Raw genomic sequence first — 25,363 nt, forward strand, 5'->3', positions numbered from 1 at the left:
CCCCTCAAAGGCGTGAGATCATCAAGCTTCTTGCGCGTGATGTGTCGCATCCGGGGGCGAGGGATATTTTAAGGAAAGTCAGAAAGGCCGTTCCGCGGATAAGCATGTCAACGGTCTATTACACCCTGGTGCGGTTTGAATATTACGGTCATTGCAAGGAGTGTCGGGCAAGGAAATACGGATGGGAAGAAGGACCTTTGTAATCGTATGCGCTATATGTATCTTAGGCGTCGCGGCTCTCGCATACCGATCTCTTAAGGGCGGCGAACGTGGAGCATCGAATTTCAGCTGGGGTTCCGGCAATCTAAAGGACAGGGTTGTCCAGATTGTTACCGGTACACCGGCGGTTGTGCCTTTCGAGTTTAGCGTCGGCAGCGCCGTATCGGAAATGCGCTTTGAGATAAAGGATGAGTCACTGCGGATGAAGGGTATCTCTCTCGACGACACTGTCGTTCCGGTAAAAAACGGCATGGTTTCATCAAGAGTAATATTCAACGTTCAATCAGGCGCCGGAATGAAAGCCGGTCACTACGCTCTTACTGTCATAGCCAGAGATACTGCCAGCGGGAAGATTATCCGGGAAGGCGAGATACCCTTTGCTGTTGACTTGCTCGATCTTATCTGGAAATGCTCGTGTTAAACTGCCTCACAATACGAGAAAGTTTTATGATGACCCACCTCTATTGTACGAAGTTGCCCAGAAAAAACCCGGTCATATTGAAGAGCTCGCTCTTTCATTCCTCCACGTCCGACCCGATGGACCCCGACTTCAACTACGGCAAAGAATCCAAGAGGCTCGACCTGGCCGCCTTGTGGAAGCCCGCCTCCGATGCCGGGAACTTGAAGGTTATGGGCCTGGACCGCTTCGATCTGGTTTCGATCTGCCCGGGACATAAATGGCTCGCGAGCTACACCTCCATGCGGGCCAATGCAAAAGGCGAGAGAGGGGAGATTTCTCTCCTCTCTCGCCTCGCTACTTTACGGCAGGCACGGAAGAGCTGCTATGCAGCCTTTCCTGCGGGCTCCCCCAGGATGGCCTTGAGATCGTTGTCCGGGGTGGTGATGGGCATGATGTTGTAATTGTCGACCAGCACCTTCAGCACGTTGGGCGTAATGAACGCCGGGAGCGAAGGGCCGATGCGGATATTCTTGATGCCCAGGTAGAGCAGCGACAGGAGGATCGCCACCGCCTTCTGCTCGTACCACGAGAGCACCAGCGAGAGCGGGAGGTCGTTGACGCCGACGCCGAAGGCCTTCGAGAGCGCCACCGCGATCTGGACCGCCGAGTAGGCGTCGTTGCACTGCCCCACATCGAGCAGTCTCGGGATGCCGCCTATATCGCCGAGCTCCTTATCGAAGAAGCGGAACTTGCCGCAGGCCAGGGTCAGGACCACGCAGTCCTTCGGGACCTTCTCGACGAATTCGGTGTAGTAGTTTCTTCCCGGCTTCGCGCCGTCGCAGCCGGCCACGAGGAAGAAGTGGCGGATCTGCTTGTTCTTGACCGCCTCGATGACGGCGCCGGCAACGCTCATGACCGCGTTCCTCGCGAATCCGGTCATGACATATTTGCCTTCGACATCCTCGGTGAATCCCGGCAGGGCGAGCGCCCTCTCGATCACCGGTCCGAAGTTCCTGCCGGTGATATGCTTCACGCCGGGCCACCCGACGAGACCGGTGGTAAAGATATTGTCCTTATAGGAATCCTCGGGCTCCTGCAGGCAGTTGGTGGTCATCAGGATAGCGCCCGGGAACTTCGCGAACTCTTTGTGCTGGTTCTGCCACGCTGTCCCGTAGTGTCCGTAGAAGTGCGGATACTTCTTCAGCTGGGGATAGGCGTGGGTCGGGAGCATCTCGCCGTGGGTATAGACATAAACGCCCTTGCCCTCGCTCTGCTTGAGCACCGCTTCGAGATCCCTGAGGTCATGGCCGGAGACGAGGATCGCCTTGCCTTTCTTCGCGCCGAGAGGCACCCTGGTCGGCACCGGATGGCCGTACCGCTCGGTGTTGGCGGCGTCGAGCAGTTCCATCGCCTTCAGGTTCACCTCGCCGCACTTAAGGGCAAGGCCTACCCAGTCGTTGAGGCCGAGGTCCTTCCGGGTCATGGCGGCAAGGGCCTCGTGGATATAGGCATAGACCGCGTCGTCGCTCTTGCCGAGTATCTGCGCATGATCGGCATACGCCGAGATACCCTTTATCCCGAACAGGGTCGTGTGCTGGAGCGAAAGGATATCGGGGTCGATGACAGGATCGGACTTCAGCCCCGCCTTCTCTCCCTGCCTGACCATTCCCTCGAGCGAGGCCTCCGGCTTGAAGACCGCCGGCCCCTCGGAGAATGCGACATTGCCGCCGGCCTTTTCGACCTTTGCAGCAAGGCCCTTCCTGAGCTCGACGGTCTTGTTGACGAGCTCGACAAAGCGCGCTGCATCGAAGTTGACGTTGGTCAGCGTCGAGAAGAGCGCCTCTGCCGTGAATTCGTTTACCGCCTTGTCGCTCACGCCGACCCTTCTTCCCTCGTTCGCGACAAGGGCGAGCCCCTGGAGCGCGTAGACCAGGAGATCCTGGAGCGCCGCTACATCGGGCTGCTTGCCGCAGACGCTGACTGCCGTGCATCCCGTTCCCCGTGAAGCCTGTTCACACTGGTAACAAAACATTGTCATCCTCCTCCATGGTTATAAACCGCTTGGCTCAAAGCCAATCTTATCACTGCGTTTCCTTAAAGTCTAGTGTAGCCGTTTCATCAAAAAGAACCCTTGACTTAGATCAAGAAGCCGCTGTTTTCAGTATCTCCCTCGATCTTGCTTTGATTGTATACTGCGGCAGGGGAGCGGTGCTTTGACGCAAGTCAAAAGTGGCGGAGGCTCACGAGACGAGGAACGTGCGCCCCCGTTTCTTGATGAACCCCTCCTCCCGGAGCTCGACGAGAGCGGCCTTTATCTTCTCGGGCGGCGCACTGATCAGCCGGAGCAGCTTCTGCTCCGAAAGCCCGGGAGCGGCGACAAGGGCCTTCAGCAGCGCTCCCCGGAGCTGGCGGTTCGAGCCCATGAAGGGAGACTGCTTCTTATAGTGAGCGCTCTTTCTTCCCGGATTGGGATGGAGCGTCTTGAGCATCACCCCGTAGTCCATCAATGCATTGTACCAGTCGCGCGGGTGCCGGCGGTCGAGCGTCTTCTCGACCAGGGGGAGGATCTCCTTATCCGTGATACCGCTCCGGTCATGGAAAAAGAAGTGAATGAAGACCGTTCTGATGTTGGTCTCGATGAGCACCGAGGGCTTGTTGAAGGCGAAGGCGGCAAGTGCGGAGGCGGTGTACCTGCCGATGCCAGGCAGTGTCATCAGCTCTTCAGGCGATGGCGGGAGCTTTCCCCCGAACCGGTCGACCACGGCCCGTGCGAGCTCCTTCAGCGCGACGGCGCGGCGGTTGTACCCCATCCCCTGCCACACCGCAAGCACCTTCTGCAGCGGCGCTTCGGCCAGAGCGTTGAAATCCGGAAAGGCGGTGATGAACTCCTCGTACTTCTCCTTCACCCGCCCGGTCTGGGTCTGCTGGAGCATGATCTCGGAGACGAGGATACGGTAAGGGTCGCGCGTCCTGCGCCAGGCGAACGGCCGACGGCGCCGGCTGTAGTAATCGCAGACGATCTCCCGGAACAGGGCGACGGCGCGCGGGGTGACTCCTTTCGTGACAGCGCCCTCGAAGCGGGCGATGAGGCGCCCGTTTTCATCAGGACCGACGGGGATCGACCGTGTCATCGTTTCATCATACCACACTGCGTATACATACCCTCACCGATAGCGGAAGGGGAGCGAGGCGAGTCATTTGCGCTCATTCTCGACGGGCATCCGACCCGTCTCCGAGGCGGGGCATCCCGCTCCCGTCATCCTGACTTCGCCTGAGCTGCCCATGCCGCTCCAAATGCCTCGCCTCACTCCCCCTCCGCTATTTGAATATCTCGGCAAAGAAGACCTTCATCGCGTTCCAGGAGCGGCGGTCCGCCTTCTCGTTGTAGGCGGTCCCTTTCATCGCATCGTTTCCTGCTGCGGGATTGGTGAAGCTGTGCACCGCGTTGCCGTAGATGTTCATCTGCCAGTCGGCGCCCGCCTTGCGCATCTCCTCCTGGAATGCCAGGACCTCTTTCATCGGCACAAAGGGATCGTCGGCGCCGTGGAGCACAAGGACCTTGGCCTTTATATTTTTCGCATCGTCCGGAGATAGCGTAGCGAGCCCGCCGTGGAAGCTGACCACTCCTGCAACCGGCGCACCGCTGCGCGCCAGCTCGAGCACCGCCGTACCGCCGAAACAGAAGCCGATGGCGGCCAGATGCCGGGGGTCGGTGTGCTCATTACTGCGCAGGACCTCCAGCCCCGCCATGGTCCGCTCGCGGAGAAGCGCTCGGTTGGAGCGGTACTTCTCGGCCTGCGCTGCCGCTTCCTTGGGATCCTTCGGCCGCACTCCCTTGCCGTAGATATCTGCGGCAAAGGCCGTGAAACCCATACGGGCCAGCTGCTCGACCTTCTCTTTAATGAAGGGCGTAATCCCCCACCATTCATGCACCACCAGCACGCCCGGCCGTTTCCCGGGCAGTTTATCGTCGTACGCGAGATATCCTTCGAGCACGGTACCGTGGTGGCGATAAGGGATCGTCTGCGTATGGACCTCTGCCCGCACCGCTGCTGCACCGAACAACAAGGCGATCACCGCAAGAAGATATCTCATGTCTCCTCCCTCCGGAATTGTGCTATCATTATAGGTACAAAGCCGTAAGTACGGCAGCAATGCTCTGGTACAAGGGTAGCAGGATGCCGCAGCACTGTCAATCGGCCGAGGATACTCCGCAATTGATTTTTGATGAAAAGGTTTCTTATAGTACATTCCATGATTGCGCCGCCGTGGAGAAGTAGAAGCTTCCTCTTGCTGAGTGCGCTCTACTTTTTCGCCTATACCATATCGCCGCTCTCCCTGACGTACACTGACGATACGGTGGAGCTCACCCTGTGCGGTACCGACAGCCACGCCGCGAGAAAGGCCGATGTTCGCATCCTGTTCATCGAATATGTCTGCTCCTCTCTTGCCCCGACCGAAAGGACGGGCGATGGCGAGTCGAGCGTCAGATTCCTCCTGAAAGAGCCGCGGGCGGTATTGACGAAGAATATCGCTCCCGAGTTATTGACCCTGGGCAGCGCCGTTTTTTCCGCGTTCGCCTTCGTGCTGTGCCGCTCCCTGTTTTGCCGGATGCTGCCCCAGTCCCTGCGCCGGAAAGGCCGGAGCGGCTTCCCTCACCTCTGGTCGGGACGGTCGCCGCCCCCTCGCCCCGTCATTGTTGCCGCCGTTTAACATCATTGAGGAAGAGGGCGTCCGGAGTATCATTCCGCGAGGTGGCTCCGGGTGTCCCTTTGTATTTACCCGCAGTACCGCCAAAGGAGAAGAAGATGAGACGTATCGTTATGGTCATGGCCGTTATTCTGGGAATAGCACTTATTGCAGGCTGCTCGCAGAGAAAGATTGCGCAGTCGCCCGAGCAGCCTCTTGCACAGCAGCCCCCGTCATCCGCTGTTCAGGAACGGGAGGGAGCCGGAGGGATCGGGTCCTCACCGGCTGCCGAATCCGTTACGGAGCGTGAGCTCGGCCGGGCGCAGCAGGCGGGCCCTGCCGCGTCGGTAATAGAGATCGAAGAGGCGCTGAAAGACATCCACTTCGATTACGATAAGTACGATATCAGGGATGATGCCAAACCGGTACTGAAGGCACTCGCCTCGCGGCTTTCGAAGGACGGGACCTTGGGAGTGATCGTAGAAGGCCATTGCGATGACCGCGGGACCGGTGAATACAATCTCGCGCTCGGCGACCGGCGGGCGAGCGCGACCAGGACCTACCTGGTGTCCCTCGGCATTCCTTCGAGCCGGATCCAGACGATCAGCTACGGCGAGGAAAAACCCGCCTGCAGCGATGCGACCGAACCGTGCTGGGCGAACAACCGGAGGGCCCATTTTGTCCTGACGCTTCCGAAGAAATAGCAGAAGATCCGGATAACACCATTAAAGAAGGGAGCCCGAGACTTCTCCGGCTCCCTTCTTTATAAAGCTCCCTGCTTATCGCTTCTCTTCTATCGCCTTCATGATGCCGCTCAGGATGGCGAAGGGATCCGGAGGACAACCGTGGACAGCGACATCGACGGGGATCACCTTACCGATGCCGCCCCGGGAGGCGTAGCTTTCTCCGAAGATCCCGCCATTGCAGGCGCAATCCCCCACGGCAACCACCAGTTTAGGAGCGGGCGTCGCCTCGTAGGTCCTCCTGAGGGCTCTCTCCATATTATGTGTTACGGGACCGGTAACCAGGAGCATATCCGCGAAGCGCGGCGAAGCGGTGAAACGGATGCCGTACCGTTCGCAGTTGTAGAGGGGATTATTGAGCGCATGGATCTCGAGCTCGCACCCGTTGCAGGAGCCGGCATCCACCTGCCGGATCGTGAGGCTCTTCCTGAACCGTCTTTTGACCGCCTCCTCGAGCCGCCCGCCCGCCGCTTCGATTCGGGCGTTTATCTCTCGAGGCATAGCTTCCGTGACAATGCCGGTACGGAGTATCTGATACAGTATTCTCATCATAGATCGTTCCCCGAATACGACTGATTGAAGCTTTTGTTGCAAAGGGGAAAGTCGGGAACGATATTCCCCGGTATCGCCTGCTCGAGCCCCAGCCAGTTGATGCTGGAGGGGTCCCTCACCATGCAGCGATTCACTTCCCCGCCCGGTCCTGACTGCAGCCAGTAGATGATCTCGCCGCGCCAGCCTTCGACCGCGGCAAAGCCGGCACGGTCAGCCTGGGGCGCTGCAACAGGCGCGGCGACCGGCCCGCCGGGGAGCGTTGCGAGCATCTCCCTTATGAGCCTGATAGACTCCCTCACTTCCTCGATCCTCACCCATGCCCGTGCATGCACATCTCCCGAGATGAGCACCGGCGCCTTCACCTCGATGCGGTCATACGGCGGAAACGGAACCTGCATGCGGCAGTCGAGGTTCAGGCCGCTCGCCCTCGCCACGATGCCGACCGCGCAGAGCTCCCGCGCCTTCTCGGGAGGAAGGGCGCCGGTATCCCGCACCCGGTCCTCGAGGGAGGAATTGTCGTCATACACCGCGACCAGCCTCTCGAACTCCCTCTCGAGGCACGTCATCTCATCGAGTACCGCCTTCCGGCCCTTTTCATCGATATCGGCGGCGACGCCGCCGGGAATGACCCTGTCCATCATGAAGCGGTGGCCGAAGAGCTCGCGGTTCGTGCGGAGGAGCATCTCCTTCAACCGTGTCATTTGATACAGCATGAAGGCGAAGGCCGCATCGTTGCAGATGGCGCCGATATCGCCTACATGGTTGGCGATGCGCTCGCGTTCGAGGAAGAGCGCCCGGAGCCAATGGGCCCTGTCAGGAGGCATGCATCCCGTCATCGACTCGAGCGCCCTGCAATAGGCGAGGCTGTGCGCCACCGTGGTATCCCCCGACACCCTCCCGGCGAGCCTGAAGCCTCCCTCCCATCCCAGGGACTCGAACCGCTTCTCGATCCCCTTATGCACATACCCGAGCCGTTCCTCGAGGTTGATGATATGCTCTCCCACCGCCTGGAAGCGGAAATGCCCGGGCTCGATGATGCCCGCATGGACCGGGCCGACGGGGATTTCATAGACGCCCTCTCCTTCTGCTCTGGACCAGCGGTACTCTCCTTTTACTCTCGGCAGCGGGCGCGATGCATCGAACGACTTCCGGAGCGGCCATGCATCCTGGGGCCAATCTTCGAACTTTATCCACGGACGCAAGTCCGGATGCCCGGCAGGCGCCACTCCCATGAGGCTGTGCATCTGCCGCTCGAAGCGGTACGCCGGGAGATACCTCTTGGTGAGGCTCGGGAACTCGGGATTCTCCACTGGCAGCTCCGCCCTCACGATCAGGTACTCGCCGCCCCACCGATAGCAGGCGTAGACACCGTAGCCCCCTCCGAAGGGGGTCTCGTCTGTCGCCCATTCCGCGGCGAGCAGGGCATAGGCCTTCTTCACTATCCTGGCGGCCTCTGCAAACTTCTCCCGCGGAACCGTGCAGCAGACGACCGAGGGGGGATACTGCCATTTGTGGAATTGAGCGCCCGTGCCCAGGGCTGCCGTCAACGCATCGATCAGGGTGCTCATTTCAGTATCTCCACCGCTTTATGGAACCACTGGTTGAGGAACCCCGGCATATACAATCCGAGTGCGAGCACGAGGGCCATATGCAGGAGCACCGGGATATGGGCCGCCTTCACGGGTTTCTGGTAAGAGGGCACTTCCCCCGATACCATTGCCTGCGCCTTCCTGAAGAGAGCGGCAAAGGCGACCCCGAGGCCCAGGAGGAGGAACGGCGTCATGAGCGGCGCGTCCTTGATGGTTGCGGTCAGGATAAGGAATTCGCTCGTAAAGACGCCGAACGGGGGCATGCCCGCGATCGCCATCACGCCGAGCATGAACCCCCAGCCGACGCGGGGATTCCCCCTGATGAGCCCCCGTATCCTGTCCATCTCCTGCGTCCGGTGCATCTGGGACGCGTGGCCGACGGTGAAGAAGATCGAGGACTTCGCCAGGCTGTGGACGAGCATATGGAGCAGCGCGCCGTAGGTCGCGAGGGGACCGCCCAGTCCGAACGCGAAGGTGGCTATGCCCATATGCTCTATCGACGAGTACGAGAACATCCGTTTTATGTCCTTCTGCCTGAGCAGGGAGAAGGCCGCGACGAGGATAGAGAGAATGCCGAAGCCCATCATGATATCCCCGGCGTGGTGGGACTGCGTCGAGCCGTCTACGAGGGCCTTGCAGCGCACCAGGGCGTAGAGGGCGATGTTCAGGAGCAGACCCGAGAGCACAGCCGAAATCGGGGTCGGGCCCTCGCTGTGCGCATCGGGAAGCCAGTTGTGGAGCGGGACGAGCCCCACTTTCGTGCCGTACCCGACCATCAGGAAAACAAACGCCAGCGAAAGCACGGTCGGCTCGAGCTTGTCGCTCAATTGGATCAGGTTCGTCCAGAGGAGGGCCTCGCCGCCCTCTCCCAGCACCCGCTCGGCGGCGAAGTACAGAAGGACGGTGCCGAAGAGCGCCTGCGCAATGCCGACCCCGCAGAGGATGAAGTATTTCCACGCCGCTTCGATCGCGGTCGGCGTGCGGTAGAGCGAGACCAGCAGGACGGTCGAGAGCGTGGCGAGCTCCATGGCTATCCAGAGGACGCCGACATTATTCGTGAGGAGGCAGAGGAGCATGGCGAATATGAAGAGCTGGAACATGGCGTGGTAGAAGCGCATCCGCCAATGGCCGACCCTGCCGTGCTCCCGCTCCGTTCTCATGTACCTCCTGCTGAACACGGCGGTGGTCATCGAGACGAACGAGGTGAGCACCGCGAGATAGACGCTGAAGGCGTCCACGAAAAAGAACTTCTTGCCGGCCAGCAGAGGGCCGCCTGAATACACCTCGAGCGCCAGCAGAACCCCTGCAATGAAGGTGGCTGCAGAGCCTGCTATATTGATCTCGGGCGCGCGTCTCCTGTCCCCGACAAAGGCGAGGACGAGCGCGGCAAGGAGCGGGACACCGAGGAGCACCAGCAGCATCATCTCAGGCTACTCCTCCTTCAGCCGCGCCATCTGATCGACATCGAGACTGTCGAAGGTGGTATTGATATGGAAAAAGAAGATGCCGAAAATAAAGGCGGCGATCAGGATGTCGATGGCTACGCCCAGCTCCACGACGAGCGGCATGCCGTAGGTGGCGCTCGTCGCCGCGAAAAAGAGGCCGTTCTCCATCGCCAGGAAGCCGATGATCTGGGTGACGGCGTGGCGCCTCGTGATCATCATCAGGAGCCCGATCATGACCGTCGCGAGCGCGATCGCGAGCACCGAGCGCGTGACGAACGTCGAGAGCTCGCGCACCGGCGCGGTGAGGTGATAGGAGAAGATAACGAGGCCGACGCCGATGAGCATGGTGACCGGCACCTTCACCGCCGTCTCGATCTCCTTGCGGATCTTCAACTTGTGGATGAGGACATGCAGGATGTAGGGAAGCAGTATCACCTTGAGCGAGAGCGTCAGCAAGGAGGAGAGGTAGAGGTGGCGCCTGTTTGCCATGTACCCGACAACAGCCGTGCTGACCGCGAGGAGGAGCCCCTGCCACGCGAAGAGGTGGATGAGACCGTATATTCTCCGCTGGACCAGCATGCCGAACGCGGTCAAAAGGACCATGGCCGCAAGGAAGTTCACGATCTGCGCCGTCGCCTGTACATCCACCTGTATACTCATATGAAACTCCAAACTCCGAATTCTAAAAAGTTTGTTTTTTGAAAAATTGGTTGTTGGAATTTATTTGTAATTTCATTATTGGAGCTTGGAATTTGCAGTTACTATACATATCACTCCAATATAAAGTGAGAGAGCATCCCGAGTGTCGCCAGGAGAAACGCGGACCCCAGGAATTCGGTGACCCGGAAGAGCCGCATCTTTGCGAGGCCGGTCTCGATCAGCACCAGGACGACTCCCGCGAGCCCGAACTTCATGACGAGATAAACGAGGGCGAGCGGCAGCGCCGCACTATTCCCCGCTTCCGCAATCCCCCACGGAACAAAAGCCGCCGTACCCAGCGCCATGAAGAGAAAGAGCTTCATCATGCCGGCCCATTCGACCAGGGCGAGATGCCTTCCCGAATACTCGAGGATCATCGCTTCGTGGATCATCGTGAGCTCGAGATGCGTCGCCGGGTTGTCGACCGGTATCCTGCCGGTCTCCGCCAGGGCGATCATCACAAACGCGAGAAACGCAAACGCGAGAGAGGGCCTCAGCACCAGGTGCAGATCGCTCCGGCCGATCACCGCCGCGATCTGCGAGAGCGAGGTAGACTTGCCCGCAAGCGACATGGTAAAGACCGCCATGAGCATCGCCGGCTCCGCAAGGGAGGCGATCATCATCTCGCGGCTCGACCCCATGCCGCCGAATGCGGTGCCGATGTCCATGCCCGCCAGCGCGGTAAAGAAGCGCGCAATGGCGAAGAGCGCGACGAGCGCGATGACATCGGCGGTCGCTGCCAGGGGCAGGTCGACCGAGAGGATCGGGATGATGCCTCCGGCGAGGAGCGTCGCCCCGAATACGAGATAGGGCGTGAAGCGGAAAAGCCACGAGGCGTTCTCCGCGAGCACCACGTCCTTTGCGAAGAGCTTCGCGATATCGCTGTAGGGCTGGAGCAGGCGCGGCGAACGGCGGCCCTGCGACCAGCACTTCACCATCCTCACCCACCCCGTAAAGAGCGGGGCGGCTCCGAGGAGGAGTGCGAGCTGCAGTATCTCTATGACCACCGGCGAACGGTTCATCGCACGAAGAGCAACAGCACGATAATCGTTACGAACGAATAAATAAGATACGCCTGGATGCGGCCCTGCTGGAGCCTTCCTACTTTCCTGGATATCCAGAAGCTCACGGTCGCGATCGGCGTATAAAGCCATCCCCATACACGGTCGCGCACCCGGAGGTAGTACGTGAGCTTCCGGGGGAAAGCGCTATGGCCGGGCTGCGGGCTCAGCCGGACCAGTTCCTTTACGGTGAAGAGATGACCGAATATCCTCCGGAACGGCATGGCGAAGGAGGTCCCGTTGTACTGCATCCTCCCGGTGAGCTTTTCGAACCCGCAGTCCCAGATCGGTCCGCGCCGGATCCTCCCCGGTCTGACATGCAGCAGCAGATATGCCGCAATGACGACTGACATGATGCCCAGCAGCACGATGATCCCGGAGTACGACGCCCGGTCAGGAGCGACGGGCGTCAGCCAGAGCCAGCCGTGGGTGCCTGCCGATGCGCTTATGGTAGAGCCCACCAGCTGGACCGGAACGGTGTCGAGCCAGCCGATGACAACGGTCGGCAGGATTCCGAGGAGCAGACAGGTAGCCGCAGCCATCCCCATCCCTATTCTCATGGACCAGCCGGCCTCGCGGACACGGGGCTTGTGCGGTCCCCGCCAGTGGCCCAGAAAGGTGATGCCGAAGGCCTTTACAAAAGCGGCTGCGGCAAGCGCGCCGGTAAGGGCGAGCAGAGCAGCGCCCACCGGCATGAGCAGTTTCAGCAGCGGCGCGGGCAGCGACGGCGAGAGCAGAAAGGCCTGGAAGGTGAGCCACTCCGATACGAACCCGTTAAAGGGCGGCAGCGCGGATATCGAGACACACCCGATGAGGAACAGCACCGAGGTCCACGGCATTGCATGAATGAGCCCCCCGAGCCGCTCCATACTGCGCTCGTTGGTGGCATGCAGCACGGCGCCCGCCCCCATGAAGAGGAGCCCCTTGAACATCGCATGATTGAGCGCGTGGTACACCGCCGCAGTGAGGGCGAGCGCCGCGATGACCGGCATACGGAACGACGTGAAGATCATGCAGAGCCCTATGCTCATAAAAATGATTCCGATATTCTCGATGCTCGAATAGGCGAGGAGCCTCTTGAGATCATTCTGCATCAGGGCAGAGAGGACGCCCACGACCGCGGAAATCAATCCCAGCACCACCACCAGCGCACCCCACCACCAGGGAAAGACCTTGATGAGATCGAAGGTTATCCTGATGACGCCGTATACGGCCGTCTTGAGCATGACCCCGCTCATCAGGGCCGAGACATTGGAGGGCGCCACCGGATGGGCCTCGGGAAGCCACACATGCAGGGGCATGATGCCCGCCTTTGCCCCAAAGCCGAACAGGGCGAGAAAGAACGCCGCCGCTGCCCACCCCTCCGGAAATGTCGACGCACGCATGGCGTCGAAGGTATACCCGCCGAAGTCCCTGAACCCGGTGGCGAGTCCTGCCATCACCCCGAAGGAGAGCAGGAGAGCGACCGCCCCGACATGCGCGATGACGAGGTAAAGAAACGCGGCCCTCCTGTTTTCAGGCTTTTCATCCTCGTGCAGCACGAGAAAGTACGAAGCCGCAGCCATCACCTCCCAGGAGATGAGAAAAAACAACGCATCGTCGGCGAGCACCACCATGAGCATGCCCGCGATGAAGAGGCTGTAAAAGACGAGGAGCCCGGTCACCGGCCGGCGCCCCATGAGGCCCTTGACATAGCCGATGGAATAGACGGACACGTACAAAGCGAGCAGGCCTACGGCGGTGAGAAAGAGGCCCGAAAGGGGATCGAGCCGGAGATGGAAGGGCAGGTCCGGAAGGCCGAGGCCGAGCACCGCCTTTTCGGTCGTACCGCTTCCCACTGCCCCGATGCCCGCTGCAACCGCGCACAACGAGGCGGCGGCAGCGAGCGAAAAACCCGCCTTGACCATGATTTCCTGGTGTTTTCTGAAAAGAGGGGCGGAAACCGCCAGCACCAAAAAAAGCAGGAGGGAAAGCGATGCGATATCCAGGGGTGAGAAGGTCATTCCGCGGCTCCGAATATCTCCGCCTCTTTCCGCGAGACCATAGCGAACAGCTCGGAAGGCGAGGCATGCTTCAGCGCCAGCATTATCTCCTCCTCTTTCAACAGGCGCAGCAGCTTGGCCTGGATCCTCAGGAAGCGCCGCTCGCTCTTGGGGAAGATGAAGAAGAGGGTATCGACCTCCTCGTTATCCAATGCTCCGAAGGGGATCGGTTCCGCGAGGCGGCACAAGGCTATCGAAGAGAGGGGAGCGGTGAACTCTTTAAACGGCCTCGGGTGGGGAAAGGCGATGCCGTGGCCGACGGCGGTCGAGCATATATGCTCCCGCTTCATGATCGCATCGAAGAGTCGTCCGGTATCGATCTGCGGGATGCGCGTCTTTATCATTTGGAGGCACGAGGCAATGGCCTGCTCCTTCGTCCGTCCGCTTATATGAAAGTAAATGCCGCCTCTTTCGAGGGGCCCGGCAAGGGAGATCGACTCCTCACGGGTAAGAGAGGTGTTCGTGAGCACTGCCTCACGCGGGAACTCCCGCGTATCCTCCACCCACGAGAGGATCTCCCGCCTGTCGAACCGCCACTGCCCGCCGACCCTGAAGCAGGGGATCGTTTCGTTCTTTATCATCCGGTATATCGTCTTCTCCGAAACGTTGAGCATCCCGGCAATATCTTTTACCCGTAAATTCATTGCGTGTCCATTATTGTCCTAAATTGGGAAACAATGTCGGTTATTCTCGGCGAAAACGTCGTAGTTTGTCAAGAGCGACTCAGGGCGGCTAATGGGATGAGCAGGGAAAAAGGCGCAAAGGACCATTACGGAATGATTCGAAAGGCGGATCGGCTCACTGCAGATGCCCTGCGGCCCGATGGCTGCAGGGCGGGGGCTCGGAAGAGAGGGAGGCGGCTACTCCTCCTTTTTCATGATTTTTTGTGCCGTGTCGTGCAGACCCTCTTCCGCAAAGGCGATCGCCGTCATGGCACGCTCGACCTTCTCCTGGAAGGCCTCCTTGATCTTCGCCACGAGGAGATCGATATCGGCAGGCTTCCTGAGGAAGTCGAACCCGCCGAGCTTCTTCGCCTCGGCCTCATCCTTTTCGGTGCCGTGGCCCGTAAGGATGATCACCTGGATCTGCTGCTTGACCTTTTTGACTTCACGGAGCACCTCGATGCCGTGCAGTCCCGGCATCTTCAGGTCCAGCACAATGACATCGGGCTCGGTCTTCTTTATGAAAGACAGGGCTTGCTCGCCGTCATAAACGGTATCCACGAGCAGATCCCTCATCTTGAGTCTCTGGGCGAGCGTATTCACAAAGGCCTCTTCATCGTCTACCAGCAGCACCTTGATGCTTTTCTTCTCTTTCACCATGCCTCCCGTACCCGTTTGATTGTTATAAACAATATAATCACCTCACCCTTTTATGTCAAGTCTGCCCGCTGCTGCCCTGCCTGGCGGCCGCGATCCCCGCTCCTGCGCGACACCGGCAGCGTTATCCGCACCTCCGAACCGCCCGTCTCGCTGACGAGCTCTCCGCCGAGCTCTCCGACCGTCTCTTGGAGCAGCTCGAAGGAGCAGGCAGCGACCGGCGCATCATCAGAGTCCGAGGGAGAATCCGGGGAGGAGCCGAGGGCCCCGCGGGTGACGAGGGTCACGCTCACCGCACCATTCAGCCCGGCGGTCTTGATGACGATCGTGCCGTTGCGCTCCAGCCTCTCCATGATCTCTTCCAGGAGGATAAAGATAACGAACTGCAGCCGCAGCGGGTCGCTCTCGAGTACGGGGACGCGGTCGTCGAAATCCCGCTCGAAGCTGATGCGGCGCTGCCGGGCAGAGCGGCTCATGAGAACGATGAGCTCTTCAACGGTCTCATTGACCCCGAAGGACGACAGGGGGCGGTCCATGCGATGGGCGAAACGGCCGAGATACCGGCAGAGGGAGGAGCTCCTGTTGACCTGGTGCTCTATGGATTTGAGCGTCTCGATGCTCTGGCGCGTATCGGCGCGGCCCGACGATCCGCCCATGGCGACAAGGTCGGCCATCAGCCCCGCCGACTCCTTGATCACCGCGAGGTGATTGCTGAGCTCATGGCTGAAGGAGGCGAGGACCTTCCCTATAAAGCTCAGCTGGCAGCTCCGCAGTCCCTGTCTCCGTTCCCTCGCCATCCTCAGCGCCTCCTGTCCGGAGCGTTCGTACGCCGCCGTTCGGCGGCGCTGCCGATCTTCTCCATGAGATCGTTCAGGTCCACCGGTTTGAGGAGGTACTCGAAGGGCACCTCCTTCATCCCCGCGCCGTGCTCATCCACCGCGCCGTGGCCGGTAAGCAGGATCACCTCTATGCCGGGGTCGAACTGCCTGATCGTATCCCGGATCTCGAGCCCTCCCATGCCCGGCATTCTCAGGTCTACGAGCACCACATCGGGAGGGTCGCTCTTGATGAGCGCAAAGGCGTCTTCCGCGCAGTAGACGGCCTTCGCATCATAGTTGCGGAGCTGCAGGCGCTCGGCGAGCGCCGAGACGAATTCGACCTCATCATCGACCAGGAGCACTTTTATCGGATTCACCCATTCCCTCCCTTTTCGCTCTTCGGAACAACCGGTATCTCGATCGTGAAGGCAGCCCCCTTGCCCTCCTCGCTCGCGACGACAATATCTCCCCCGAGCTTCTTCATGATCCCGTAGGATATGGCGAGCCCCAGCCCGGTCCCCTTCCCTTTCTCCTTGGTGGTAAAGAACGGATCGAAGATATGCTTCACTTTATCCCGGGGGATGCCGTGGCCGTTGTCGCGCACCACGACCTTTACGGTATAGGTATCCTTAACACCGGTCGAGACCGTGATCGCCCCTCCGTCCTCCACGGCATCGAGGGCGTTATTGATGATATTGAGCAGCACCTGCTCGAGCTGGGCCTTGTCGCTCTGGATGCGCGGGAGCTCTTTCAGGAGGTTCAGCTCCAGGCGGATGCTCCGGTAGAGGATCTCCCGCTCGAGGAAGCCGATCACCTCCCTGACCACATCGTTGAGATCGATGACCTCGTACACGACCTCCACCTTCCGGGCGAAGCCGAGGAGCCGGTGCGTGATGGTCCGGCAGCGGTTGACGCTTTCGAAAATGCCGTTGATCAGGGTGAGGAACTTTTCCCTGTGGGGAAAGTCAGCGGAAAGCTCGATGATATCTTTCATCAGCCCGGCCTTTTCATTGATGATGGCGAGCGGGTTATTGATCTCATGGGCGATGCCGGTGGCGAGGCGGCCTATCGAAGCGAGCTTGTTGGCGTGCTCCGACTCCGCGATCGCCTCCTCTTTTTTGCGGTCCGCCTCTTTGATCGAGTTGCCGAGGGTATTGGCCATGCGGACGCTCACCCCGATGCCGAAGACGATGAGCAGCCCCACGAGATAGAGCGCGGGCTGCTTCTTCCTGAGCAGCTCGTAGATCCTCGTGTTCACCGTCGACTTGATGACGATCCCGAGTATGAAGGGGGAACTGCCGATCGGCACGGAGCCGTACAGGGCCGGGCTGCCGTCGGGAAGCTCTATTTCCACTGTCGAGACGTTCCGGGCTGCCGGGGAGGCCGCAGGCGATATGCGCTCCACGATCTTGCCGTGGACCCGGAAAGGGGGCTGCAGCACGCCCCTTCGGCTGATCAGGAACGCATCGTCATTGCCTTCACGCTTCATCCGGACGACATGGCGGTACAGCGCATCCGCTTCGATCACCGCCCGGACGACCCAGAACGACTGTTCCGACGCGCCCCTGCCCTTTACGGCGATCGCAAGATGGGGCCGCTCTTCCGGGCCTATGAAGAGATCGCTGACATGGAGCCCGCTGCTCGCCGCCTCCCGGAACCACTCCGTACGGGAATAATCCGCCTCGTCCGTAACCTGCTGCCCTGCGCGCGCCCGCAGCATGCCCCTGCCGTCGGTCACTTCGAGCGTCGCCAGCTCGCCGAACTCTTTCTTGAATGTCTGAAAGACCCCGGCCAGCCGGCGCGGGTCCGAGAGCTGCTCATAGCCGTACACCGACACGAGGAGCTGGTGCTCGGATATCTTCTCCTTGATGAAGAACTCGATCGCCTGCTGTGTATGCTCGATCTGCCCGGTGAGCTGGTGCCGGAAGTCCTCCTCCATGATGCTCTGGAGCAGCAGGTACCCGATGATCATGACGAGGAGGAGGGGGATACCCGCTATGGCGTTAATGATGAAGAATATCCTTATCTTGAGGCTCTTGTAGCGGTCGCTGCCGAGCAGGTCGAGGGAATGATAGGGATGGAGCACCTTCTCGAGCAGCCTGCTCCTTTCGGGTGACACGCTCATTACGGGACCAGGAGCGTGGGCAGCTCCGACCGTTCCGCCATACGGTGCGATACACTGCCGAGAAAGAATTCATGAAGCCGGTCCTTGCCGGTGGTCCCCATGACGATCATGCTCGCATCGAACTCCCGCGAGAGGGAAAGGAGCTCCCGGACCTCGTCGCCCGCCGAAAGGTGCGGTTCCGCATCGATCCCCGCCTCCCTCAGCATCGCGCAGTACTGTTCGAGCCGCTCCTTGCTCTCCCTCTCGATGCGAAGGAGCTCGGACTGCTCCAGCCCTTTCGAAAGCTTCGAGCCTATGACGTGAGCGACGAGCGCCTTTGCCGCCACTCCTTTCAGGGAGAGGATAAACTCGAGGGCCTTTCTCGACGGCCCTGACCAGTCGGTGGCGAGGAGCGGCCGTTCGAAGATGCGGTCGTTGACACGGCTCACCGTCTCGCCGCTCCGTTCGAACTGGACCATGTACTTGTGGACCAGCACCGGTATCGGGCTCCGCCGCAGGATATCCATCGTATGCGAGCCTATGAAAAGGCTCTCCCCCATGGTCAGCCTTTTTCGCCCGACCACAATGAGGTCGACCCGCTCCCGCTGGGCGATGGCGAGTATCCGGGGCACCGCATCCCCCACCTCGATGACGATGGTGCTCGCTATCCCGGCGGAAGACAGGACCCGCTGCCAATCCTCGAAGCGTATCCTCGCCTCATTGCGCAGCCGCTCTTCTTCCTCTTTGAGGTAGCCGCCGAAAGGTACGAAGGCGACCTCCTCACGGGGGATGATATAGCTCAGGACAATCTCCCTGAGCCCTACGCGCCTGAGGGCCAGGAGCGTCTCGAGCGTATCGAAGGCGAGCTCCTTGAACTGGGTCGGGAAGAGCAGCTTCTCAATGTTCATCGCGCATGCACCATCCTTCCATGCTACGGCATGAAAAACAAGACCGTCACCAGGATAAAGACCGGGACCAGTATGGTTACGGAATATTTTATCATGTATCCGAAGAAGCTCGGCATCGGGGTCCCCGATTCCTCGGCGATCGAACGCACCATGAAGTTCGGGGCATTCCCGATATAGGTCGCGGCCCCGAAGAAGACCGCCCCGACCGAGATCGCCTGCAGGTAGAGCGGATGCCGCTCGATCAGCAGTCCTATCGCCTCGGCCTCGGGGAGGCCGGGAGAGAAGCTCCCTATGGCGGTGTTCAGGAAGGTGAGATAGGTCGGCGCATTATCGAGGAAGCTCGAAAGGATGCCCGTAATCCAGAAATAATGGTACGGCTCCCGCACCGTTTCTACGAGGAAGGCGAGCTCTCCCCTGGCGCCGGCCTGGAGTATCTTGAGAGGGGGCACCATCGTCAGGAAGATGCCCGCAAAGAGAAGGGCGACCTCCTTCATGGGGAACCAGGTGAACTCGTTCGCCTCGCGAAGCGTACGCGGGGTGGCGATCACCGAGAGCAGCGCTATCAGCACCAGCGCCGCATCCCTGACCACGTCCTGGAGACCGCGGTGGACACCGAGCACCGAGACCTCTCCCCACTTCGCTATGCCGCTCACCAGGACAGCCCCGATGATGCCGAGGAGAAAAAAGAGGTTATACCAGCCCTCGATCTTGAGCGGCTGTTTTACCCCGTCGTCAGGCGGCGCGCCGCCCTCTCTTTTATAAAAATAGGTATCCATAGCAAAGTAGACGACCAGCAGGGCTGCCGCAGCAACGGCCATGTGGGGCAGGATAGTGAACGTCCAGAAGAACGGCACGCCGCGGAGGAATCCCAGGAAGAGCGGCGGGTCCCCGAGAGGGGTGAGTGAGCCGCCGATATTGGCGACCAGGAAGATGAAAAAGACTACCATGAACGTCCTGTTCTTCCGGTGCGCATTGGCCCTCAGGAAAGGGCGTATGAGCAGCATGGCGGCCCCGGTCGTTCCCATCCACGAGGCCAGGACCGTCCCGACCGCGATGATCGCCGTATTGACCGCCGGCGTGCCGCGGAGCGTACCCCTGAGCAGGATCCCGCCCGACACGGCATAGAGCGAGCCGAGGAGGATAATAAAGGGAATATAATCGGCGAGCAGGATGTGGAGCAGCTCGTAAAGGGCGACCTCCCGATAGACGAGGAGAAAGGGGATAGAGAGCAGCAGCGCCCAGAATGCGGAGACCTTGCCGAAATGGTCGTGCCAGAACTTCGGTGCGAGCAGGGGAAACAGGGCGATGGAGAGGAGCATCCCCGCAAAAGGGATGGTGCTCCACAGCGGCAACACCTCGCCAATGTTTTCATGCGCGCTCATACTCTCACCCTCTTTACTCTATCACGTATTTTTTCCGCCGGGCCGCCGGTCACCGGCTGATCGCTCACCGTGTACCGACCGGCATTCCCAGAAGAGGCCATAGTATAACGACAGCAACACCAATAACCACGAGCAGGGCGAGGCTCATCAGCAGCCCGTGCTTGAAGAACTCCCGGGCGGTGAATTGTCCCGATTCGTAAGCGATAGCGTTGGGCGCCGTTCCGATAAGCAGCATGAAAGGCATCCCCGCGCTCACCAGTGATGTATAAAAGACGATGTCAGGGGAGACCCCCATATAAGGCGCGATTGCCAGCGATACCGGAAGCGAGATCGTGACGACCACCACGTTCGTCAGTATATTGGCGGCAACCAGGACGAAAAGCGCTGTGCCGAAAACAAACCCCAGCCAGGGAGCGTTCTGGAACAAGGCGAGCCACTTCACTGCCATCCATTGGGCTGCGCCCGTCTTCCAGAGGCAGAATCCTATGCTCACGGCGCCCCCGATGAGCAGGATGATATTCCAGGGGATATCCTCGAGCTCCTTTACCGTGAGCACCCTGAAGAGAAAGAAGAGCAGCGCTGCACTGAGTATCACGGCAGCCCTGTCCACGCTCTTCAGGGCGGGGACACAAGGCTGCAGCGACATAAGGACCACGGTACCGGCCACGATGCCGAGGACGAACCGCTCGGCCCTTGTCATGGGGCCGAGCTGCTGCGCCAATCTCCGGACCCGCTCTTTCAGGCCGGGGATACTCTTTTTTTCGGGCTTCAGAAAGAACACGAGATAACCCCAGATAAGGAATACCACGCCCCACCCTATGAGAAACAGGTATGCCGTAAGCTCGAAGAAATGTATCTCCCTTCCGGTGAACTCCCTGAACAGCGCTGCACCCGCGGCCGCACGGGCGGACCCGAAAAACGTCACGATGCTCCCGGCGCTCGCCGCATACGCCATGCCGATGAAAAGCGCCTTGCCGAAATTCGTCTGTTTTTCTCCTCCTCCATAGAGGGCGTAAATCGCCATAAGGACGGGAAAGACGGTCGCTGCAACAGCAGTGTGGGCCATGATATGGGAGAGCCCTGCGCTCAGCGCCAGGGCGCCGAAGAGAATCATACCGGTCCTTTCGCCGGCGACTTCGAGCATCTTATAGGCGCAGCGTTTGGTAAGCCCTGTCTTTGAGAACGCAAGCCCGATAATTACCGAACCGAAGATGAACATAACCGATGGATCCATGAAGTCCCTGAATGCTTCTCTTGCGGGGCGGATGCCGAACAGGACCTGAAAGACGCCGATGGCAATACTGGTTACGCCGATAGGGACTACTTCAAATATCCACCACACCGCGGCAAGCAGAAGCAGGCCGATCGATGCTTTTCCCTCCCTGGACAGGGGGATGGACCGCCCGGCAGGGTCGACGGCGTCCTGCAACGGCGGGGCACCGTAGATGAGCAGGAAGGCGGCGAATCCCGCTGCGATAAGCACAACCCTTTTCCGGTCGATCCCGGGTTTCGGAACGGCAATGGTCAACTCGGGAGGGGCTTCGGGCAAACCGGCATGCATCTTTCTCCGCTTTTCGGTCATGGCGCCCTAATCCTTCAGGATATCACCCGTCAGTTCCTCGAATATCTCCACGATCCTGACCATCCCGACAAGCTTCCTCTTGCCGTCCAGGACGGGCAGAAGGGTCAGATCATTGCGCAGCATCACATATGCCGCCTTGGTAACAGGATCGTCCGGTCCGACAAAGAACTTTGCCGGGACCATGATCTCGCTCACCGGCCGTTCTGCCGATTCCTTCGACTTGTCCGCATCCCACAGCGAAGAAAGCAGCGCAGCATCCTCGTCAAGCACCTGGGCTCTGCTCGGCGGCTTCAGGAAGGTCGGCTCCATGCCCCTCAGAATGCTCTTCAGGTTCAGCGTGCCGAGCAGATTGTACTTTTCATCGAAGACCAGGATACCCATGGGACTGAAGCACTTTTCATCGCTCGGCATCGTTGCCCTGAATATCCCGATCGCCTGCCTGATCGAGAACCAGTACGGTATATGGGGAAAGTCGAACACATCGACCATGATGGCGCTGACCACCCGCTCCTGTATCATAACGAACCCCCTTTCGCCCCCTTCTTCGCTGCACCACGCACAAGGCCGGCGGGAATACGAATAATGCCCCGGCCTCGGGATACTGCACCATAGCGGTGTTTTCATTATAATGCGCTAAAATTCCAATTAGCAATAGCTATCTTCGCAAGGGTACGCCGCGGCCCCAGGCCGGCAGGATGCATTGTCTTTTTGGGAAAAATACCTGATATAATTTCATATGTTCAATTTTTTCAAGAAAGGACCTGCCGGGACTCCCCGCGAGCCCGACCGCGGCGAGCTCTTCAGGAAGAAGTACCGTACCTTCCAGGAGCTCCTCGCGCACAACAATACGGTGCTCGAGCTCATGGCCGATATGGAAGAGAAGCTTTCCGGAGACTTCCTCTTCGACCGGCAGTATATCAACCGTACGGTCGATGCAACGGTCGGCGGTGTCCGCAGCATCGTGAACAGCCTGAATGCGCTCTCCGGCAGCGGGTACAGCCTCCTCCATGAGCGGCTCGACACGATAAGCGCCGCGATCAGCAGTGCCCTCTCCCGCACGGTCGAAATCCCGGTCAGCAGCTACACCGTTCCGTTAGACGAGATTACCAGGGATATGGCGGCGGTCGCGGGCGGCAAGATCGCCAACATGGGAGAGATCCGGAACCGCCTGCGGGTGCCCACGCCCGGCGGCTTCGTGATCACCACGTATGCGTACAAGCGCTTCATGGAGCACAACGGCTTCTTCGAACGTATCCATGCGCTGCTCAGCGATATCTCCCTCTCGGATGTGGAGGTCCTGGACCGGACGAGCCGGGATATCCAGGAGATGGTCACCGGCGGAACGCTGCCCGGTGACCTCCTCGCGGAGATTTCCGGCGCAGTCACCCGCCTCTGCAGCGGCAGGGAGAGCCTCAGGGTCTCGGTGCGGAGCAGCGCCCTCCAGGAAGACGGCGAGTTCAGCTTCGCGGGACAGTACGCGACATTTCTCAACGTCCCCTGCGCGCTGGTGGTGCAGAAATATAAGGAGGTCATCGCCAGCCTCTTCACCCCGCGGGCCCTCTTCTACTACAAGACGAAGGGGTTCAGCGAGAGCGACATGGCCATGGCGGTAGGGGTGCTGCCCATGATCGAAGCGCAGTCGGGGGGCGTCATGTATTCGCTCGATCCGAACAACCCTGACCGGGATACGGTTATCATCAGCGCCATCATGGGGCTCGGCAAGTGTGTGGTCGAGGGGATCGTGACTCCCGAAACCTATATCCTGTCGAAACATCCCGAACCGGATATCGTCGAGAAGAAGATCCCCCTGCAGGAGACGATGCTCCTCTGCAGGCCGGACGGCGGCCTGGACGAGATCCTCGTCCCCGCCGAGATGCGCGGGAAGCCGTCCCTTTCGGATATCCAGGTAAAGACCCTGGCTCACTATGCCCTCATCCTCGAACGCCACTACCGTTATCCCCAGGATATCGAGTGGGCGCTCGACAAGAATTTTCAGCCCTATATCCTCCAGACGCGGCCGCTCAGGGTCTTCACCGGGCAGAAGGCGAAGCCCGTTCCTCCCCGGATCAAGGGATACCATGTTCTCATCGACAAGGGGGTCATCGCCTGCAAGGGCATCGGCATCGGCAGGGCCCATATCGTACGGAGCGACGAGGACCTCGCCTCCTTTCCCGAAGGCGCCGTGCTCGTGGCGCGGCATACGTCGACGAAATTCGTAACGGTGATGAACAGGGCGAGCGCCATTATCACCGATGTGGGCGGGGTGACCGGCCATATGGCATCCCTGGCCCGGGAATTCCAGGTGCCGGCGATCCTCGATACCGAGAATGCGACCGAGGTGGTAAGCCACGGACAGGAGATCACCGTGGATGCCTTCAACTGCAACGTCTACGAGGGCCGCGTCAGCGAGCTCGTCGATTTCGTAGACCGCCGCGAGGATCCCCTCAAAGATACGCAGCTCTTCAGGACCCTCGAGCGGGTGCTGAAGCTGATCGTTCCTCTCAATCTCGTCGACCCCGAGGCGGATAACTTCACGCCCGAGCACTGCGCGACCCTGCACGATATCACGCGCTTCGCCCACGAAAAGGGCATGTACGAGATGTTCACCATCAGCGACGCGTCGGACGTGAAGCGGGGCGCGGGAGTGCGGCTGGTCGCGGGCATACCGACGGATATCTATGTGCTCGACCTGGGCGGCGGCATAGAAGAGACGGCGCAGGGGCTCAAGAAGATCATGCCCTCCCACGTCACCTCCATCCCTCTCCAGGCCTTCCTGAAGGGCCTCACCTCGATGCGGTGGCCCGATGCCGCTCCCCTCGACGCGAAGGGCTTCATGGGGATGATCGCCCATACCGCGACCATTCCCGAAGCGGACCTGGCAAAGGCGGGAGAGAACAGCTTCATCTTCATCTCGAATAAATACATGAATTTCGCCCTGAGGCTCGGCTACCACCTCTCCACGGTCGAAGCCTATGCAGGAGATACCGTCAATAACAACTATATAAAGTTCTTTTTCAAGGGGGGCGGCGCCGTGCGGGACCGCCGGATGCGGCGGGTCAGGCTCATCACGGAGCTCCTCAAAGAGATGGACTTTACCGTAACCGTTACGGATGACATCATCGACGCCATGCTGACGAAGTACAAGCGCTCGACGATCGAGGGGAAGCTGGAGGTCCTGGGCAGGCTTACGGCCTACACGAAGCAGCTCGACATGGTCATGTACAACGACGCCGTGACGGACATGTACATAAACGAGTTCATTTCGAAATACCTGCGGAAGCCTTCAGCGTAAGCGCATCCCTCCGTTGCAGTTACTGCTGTGCCTCTCTGCTCTTCAACTGCTCCCGGAGCTCTTCGTTTTCCTTCTGGAGCTTCGACCACTTCAGCGCTTTGTCGATCGTCAGGAGTATCTGCTCCTTGCGGAACGGCTTCGTAATGAAGTCGAAGCAGCCCTTCCCCATCGTCTCCATGGCCGATTCGAGGGTCGCATACGCGGTAATGATGATGACGGGGATATCCTTTCCCTCGGCCTTGAGCGCATCGAGCAGCTCCGATCCGTCGAGGCCCGGCATCTTCAGATCGGTGATGATGAGATCGTAGTCATCCCGCTTGACGAGCTGGAGGGCCTCCAGCGGGTTATTGGTGGTCGTCACTTCATAGGGGGTCTTCTCCCTGATGATCAAGCTGAGCAGCTTGAGCATGTCAGGTTCGTCATCGACGATAAGCAGCTTCTCGGGCATAGAGTCCTCCATTACGTTTTCAGGCAGATACGTTCCTTACCAAGCATATCCGTATTCTATCACAAGCTACT

At 59.9% G+C, this 25,363-nt stretch carries 25 protein-coding genes; 6 read left to right on the forward strand and 19 right to left on the reverse strand.

Annotated features, from left to right (window positions below; all coding sequences use genetic code 11):
* The 3 genes from AB1805_13825 to AB1805_13835 form a co-directional block, all read left to right on the forward strand.
* On the forward strand, window positions 1–203 hold a 203-nt coding region (locus AB1805_13825), incomplete at its 5' end, for a transcriptional repressor (protein ID MEW5746504.1).
* A complete protein-coding gene (locus AB1805_13830) occupies window positions 182–640 on the forward strand; it encodes a hypothetical protein (protein ID MEW5746505.1) in 459 nt (152 codons plus the stop codon). The genes AB1805_13825 and AB1805_13830, both read left to right, overlap by 22 nt.
* Before the next feature lie 26 nt (window positions 641–666).
* Entirely contained in the window at window positions 667–1,080 is a 414-nt protein-coding gene (locus AB1805_13835; protein MEW5746506.1) for a hypothetical protein, read from the forward strand.
* Here the strand turns inward: AB1805_13835 and hcp are convergent.
* From hcp to AB1805_13850, 3 genes are all read right to left on the reverse strand, one after another.
* Entirely contained in the window at window positions 1,002–2,651 is a 1,650-nt protein-coding gene (hcp, locus tag AB1805_13840) for a hydroxylamine reductase (GenBank protein MEW5746507.1), read from the reverse strand. The genes AB1805_13835 and hcp overlap by 79 nt on opposite strands.
* 208 nt (window positions 2,652–2,859) lie before the next feature.
* A complete protein-coding gene (locus tag AB1805_13845; GenBank protein ID MEW5746508.1) occupies window positions 2,860–3,750 on the reverse strand; it encodes an A/G-specific adenine glycosylase in 891 nt (296 codons plus the stop codon).
* Between the two features lie 187 nt (window positions 3,751–3,937).
* A complete protein-coding gene (locus AB1805_13850; protein ID MEW5746509.1) occupies window positions 3,938–4,714 on the reverse strand; it encodes a dienelactone hydrolase family protein in 777 nt (258 codons plus the stop codon).
* A 195-nt stretch (window positions 4,715–4,909) separates the two neighbouring features.
* On the opposite strand from AB1805_13850, the gene AB1805_13855 reads away from it, so the two are divergent.
* Window positions 4,910–5,332 carry a hypothetical protein gene (locus AB1805_13855; GenBank protein ID MEW5746510.1) on the forward strand — a complete coding sequence of 141 codons (423 nt, stop codon included), beginning with the start codon at window positions 4,910–4,912 and terminating at the stop codon, window positions 5,330–5,332.
* Between the two features lie 95 nt (window positions 5,333–5,427).
* On the forward strand, window positions 5,428–6,012 hold the full coding sequence (pal, locus tag AB1805_13860; protein ID MEW5746511.1) for a peptidoglycan-associated lipoprotein Pal: 585 nt from the start codon (window positions 5,428–5,430) through the stop codon (window positions 6,010–6,012).
* 75 nt (window positions 6,013–6,087) lie between these two features.
* Here pal and AB1805_13865 read toward each other — a convergent pair whose 3' ends face one another.
* From AB1805_13865 to AB1805_13935, 15 genes are all read right to left on the reverse strand, one after another.
* Window positions 6,088–6,603 carry an NADH-quinone oxidoreductase subunit B family protein gene (locus AB1805_13865; protein MEW5746512.1) on the reverse strand — a complete coding sequence of 172 codons (516 nt, stop codon included), beginning with the start codon at window positions 6,601–6,603 and terminating at the stop codon, window positions 6,088–6,090.
* Window positions 6,600–8,171: an NADH-quinone oxidoreductase subunit C gene (locus AB1805_13870; protein ID MEW5746513.1), complete on the reverse strand. Its 1,572-nt coding sequence runs from the start codon at window positions 8,169–8,171 to the stop codon at window positions 6,600–6,602. The genes AB1805_13865 and AB1805_13870 overlap by 4 nt, the downstream gene beginning before the upstream one ends.
* Window positions 8,168–9,616 carry a hydrogenase 4 subunit F gene (locus tag AB1805_13875; GenBank protein MEW5746514.1) on the reverse strand — a complete coding sequence of 483 codons (1,449 nt, stop codon included), beginning with the start codon at window positions 9,614–9,616 and terminating at the stop codon, window positions 8,168–8,170. The genes AB1805_13870 and AB1805_13875 overlap by 4 nt, the downstream gene beginning before the upstream one ends.
* Before the next feature lie 6 nt (window positions 9,617–9,622).
* Window positions 9,623–10,297 carry a formate hydrogenlyase gene (locus tag AB1805_13880; GenBank protein ID MEW5746515.1) on the reverse strand — a complete coding sequence of 225 codons (675 nt, stop codon included), beginning with the start codon at window positions 10,295–10,297 and terminating at the stop codon, window positions 9,623–9,625.
* A gap of 110 nt (window positions 10,298–10,407) precedes the next feature.
* Complete coding sequence (locus AB1805_13885) at window positions 10,408–11,358, reverse strand: NADH-quinone oxidoreductase subunit H (protein ID MEW5746516.1); 951 nt, start codon at window positions 11,356–11,358, stop codon at window positions 10,408–10,410.
* A complete protein-coding gene (gene hyfB, locus AB1805_13890; GenBank protein MEW5746517.1) occupies window positions 11,355–13,400 on the reverse strand; it encodes a hydrogenase 4 subunit B in 2,046 nt (681 codons plus the stop codon). Before hyfB ends, AB1805_13885 begins: the two co-directional genes overlap by 4 nt.
* Window positions 13,397–14,083: a PTS sugar transporter subunit IIA gene (locus AB1805_13895; protein ID MEW5746518.1), complete on the reverse strand. Its 687-nt coding sequence runs from the start codon at window positions 14,081–14,083 to the stop codon at window positions 13,397–13,399. The genes hyfB and AB1805_13895 overlap by 4 nt, the downstream gene beginning before the upstream one ends.
* Window positions 14,084–14,299: 216 nt before the next feature.
* Entirely contained in the window at window positions 14,300–14,761 is a 462-nt protein-coding gene (locus AB1805_13900) for a response regulator (protein ID MEW5746519.1), read from the reverse strand.
* Window positions 14,762–14,811: 50 nt separating this feature from the next.
* Window positions 14,812–15,555 carry a hypothetical protein gene (locus AB1805_13905; protein MEW5746520.1) on the reverse strand — a complete coding sequence of 248 codons (744 nt, stop codon included), beginning with the start codon at window positions 15,553–15,555 and terminating at the stop codon, window positions 14,812–14,814.
* 2 nt (window positions 15,556–15,557) lie between these two features.
* Window positions 15,558–15,953, reverse strand: a complete 396-nt coding sequence (locus AB1805_13910; GenBank protein MEW5746521.1) for a response regulator — start codon at window positions 15,951–15,953, stop codon at window positions 15,558–15,560.
* A complete protein-coding gene (locus tag AB1805_13915; protein MEW5746522.1) occupies window positions 15,950–17,701 on the reverse strand; it encodes an ATP-binding protein in 1,752 nt (583 codons plus the stop codon). The genes AB1805_13910 and AB1805_13915 overlap by 4 nt, the downstream gene beginning before the upstream one ends.
* The gene (locus AB1805_13920; GenBank protein ID MEW5746523.1) at window positions 17,701–18,588 is read right to left on the reverse strand and encodes a universal stress protein; all 888 of its coding nucleotides are present in this window, start codon (window positions 18,586–18,588) and stop codon (window positions 17,701–17,703) included. The genes AB1805_13915 and AB1805_13920 overlap by 1 nt, the downstream gene beginning before the upstream one ends.
* A 23-nt stretch (window positions 18,589–18,611) precedes the next feature.
* Window positions 18,612–19,970 carry a sodium:proton antiporter gene (locus tag AB1805_13925; protein ID MEW5746524.1) on the reverse strand — a complete coding sequence of 453 codons (1,359 nt, stop codon included), beginning with the start codon at window positions 19,968–19,970 and terminating at the stop codon, window positions 18,612–18,614.
* Between the two features lie 64 nt (window positions 19,971–20,034).
* Complete coding sequence (locus AB1805_13930) at window positions 20,035–21,552, reverse strand: SLC13 family permease (GenBank protein ID MEW5746525.1); 1,518 nt, start codon at window positions 21,550–21,552, stop codon at window positions 20,035–20,037.
* Between the two features lie 6 nt (window positions 21,553–21,558).
* Window positions 21,559–22,071, reverse strand: coding sequence for a CBS domain-containing protein (locus tag AB1805_13935; protein MEW5746526.1), 513 nt, complete (start codon window positions 22,069–22,071; stop codon window positions 21,559–21,561).
* A gap of 217 nt (window positions 22,072–22,288) precedes the next feature.
* On the opposite strand from AB1805_13935, the gene AB1805_13940 reads away from it, so the two are divergent.
* Window positions 22,289–24,844 (forward strand): PEP/pyruvate-binding domain-containing protein, encoded by a 2,556-nt coding sequence (locus AB1805_13940; GenBank protein MEW5746527.1) that lies wholly within the window; start codon window positions 22,289–22,291, stop codon window positions 24,842–24,844.
* A 19-nt stretch (window positions 24,845–24,863) separates the two neighbouring features.
* Here the strand turns inward: AB1805_13940 and AB1805_13945 are convergent, their stop codons facing one another.
* Window positions 24,864–25,292 carry a response regulator gene (locus AB1805_13945; protein MEW5746528.1) on the reverse strand — a complete coding sequence of 143 codons (429 nt, stop codon included), beginning with the start codon at window positions 25,290–25,292 and terminating at the stop codon, window positions 24,864–24,866.
* Window positions 25,293–25,363: the final 71 nt, after the last annotated feature.

The sequence above is a fragment of the Nitrospirota bacterium genome (genome assembly GCA_040752355.1).
Taxonomy (GTDB): Bacteria; Nitrospirota; Thermodesulfovibrionia; order Thermodesulfovibrionales; family Dissulfurispiraceae; genus JBFMCP01.

What these genes read in the sequence shown, in the direction of transcription:
- AB1805_13830 (MEW5746505.1), top strand. Translation starts at nt 182, where the DNA reads ATGGGAAGAAGGACCTTTGTAATCGTATGCGCTATATGTATCTTAGGC.
- AB1805_13835 (MEW5746506.1), top strand. Translation starts at nt 667, where the DNA reads ATGATGACCCACCTCTATTGTACGAAGTTGCCCAGAAAAAACCCGGTC.
- hcp (MEW5746507.1), bottom strand. Translation starts at nt 2,651, where the DNA reads ATGTTTTGTTACCAGTGTGAACAGGCTTCACGGGGAACGGGATGCACG.
- AB1805_13845 (MEW5746508.1), bottom strand. Translation starts at nt 3,750, where the DNA reads ATGACACGGTCGATCCCCGTCGGTCCTGATGAAAACGGGCGCCTCATC.
- AB1805_13850 (MEW5746509.1), bottom strand. Translation starts at nt 4,714, where the DNA reads ATGAGATATCTTCTTGCGGTGATCGCCTTGTTGTTCGGTGCAGCAGCG.
- pal (MEW5746511.1), top strand. Translation starts at nt 5,428, where the DNA reads ATGAGACGTATCGTTATGGTCATGGCCGTTATTCTGGGAATAGCACTT.
- AB1805_13865 (MEW5746512.1), bottom strand. Translation starts at nt 6,603, where the DNA reads ATGATGAGAATACTGTATCAGATACTCCGTACCGGCATTGTCACGGAA.
- AB1805_13870 (MEW5746513.1), bottom strand. Translation starts at nt 8,171, where the DNA reads ATGAGCACCCTGATCGATGCGTTGACGGCAGCCCTGGGCACGGGCGCT.
- AB1805_13875 (MEW5746514.1), bottom strand. Translation starts at nt 9,616, where the DNA reads ATGATGCTGCTGGTGCTCCTCGGTGTCCCGCTCCTTGCCGCGCTCGTC.
- AB1805_13880 (MEW5746515.1), bottom strand. Translation starts at nt 10,297, where the DNA reads ATGAGTATACAGGTGGATGTACAGGCGACGGCGCAGATCGTGAACTTC.
- AB1805_13885 (MEW5746516.1), bottom strand. Translation starts at nt 11,358, where the DNA reads ATGAACCGTTCGCCGGTGGTCATAGAGATACTGCAGCTCGCACTCCTC.
- hyfB (MEW5746517.1), bottom strand. Translation starts at nt 13,400, where the DNA reads ATGACCTTCTCACCCCTGGATATCGCATCGCTTTCCCTCCTGCTTTTT.
- AB1805_13895 (MEW5746518.1), bottom strand. Translation starts at nt 14,083, where the DNA reads ATGAATTTACGGGTAAAAGATATTGCCGGGATGCTCAACGTTTCGGAG.
- AB1805_13900 (MEW5746519.1), bottom strand. Translation starts at nt 14,761, where the DNA reads ATGGTGAAAGAGAAGAAAAGCATCAAGGTGCTGCTGGTAGACGATGAA.
- AB1805_13905 (MEW5746520.1), bottom strand. Translation starts at nt 15,555, where the DNA reads ATGGCGAGGGAACGGAGACAGGGACTGCGGAGCTGCCAGCTGAGCTTT.
- AB1805_13915 (MEW5746522.1), bottom strand. Translation starts at nt 17,701, where the DNA reads ATGAGCGTGTCACCCGAAAGGAGCAGGCTGCTCGAGAAGGTGCTCCAT.
- AB1805_13920 (MEW5746523.1), bottom strand. Translation starts at nt 18,588, where the DNA reads ATGAACATTGAGAAGCTGCTCTTCCCGACCCAGTTCAAGGAGCTCGCC.
- AB1805_13925 (MEW5746524.1), bottom strand. Translation starts at nt 19,970, where the DNA reads ATGAGCGCGCATGAAAACATTGGCGAGGTGTTGCCGCTGTGGAGCACC.
- AB1805_13930 (MEW5746525.1), bottom strand. Translation starts at nt 21,552, where the DNA reads ATGACCGAAAAGCGGAGAAAGATGCATGCCGGTTTGCCCGAAGCCCCT.
- AB1805_13935 (MEW5746526.1), bottom strand. Translation starts at nt 22,071, where the DNA reads ATGATACAGGAGCGGGTGGTCAGCGCCATCATGGTCGATGTGTTCGAC.
- AB1805_13940 (MEW5746527.1), top strand. Translation starts at nt 22,289, where the DNA reads ATGTTCAATTTTTTCAAGAAAGGACCTGCCGGGACTCCCCGCGAGCCC.
- AB1805_13945 (MEW5746528.1), bottom strand. Translation starts at nt 25,292, where the DNA reads ATGCCCGAGAAGCTGCTTATCGTCGATGACGAACCTGACATGCTCAAG.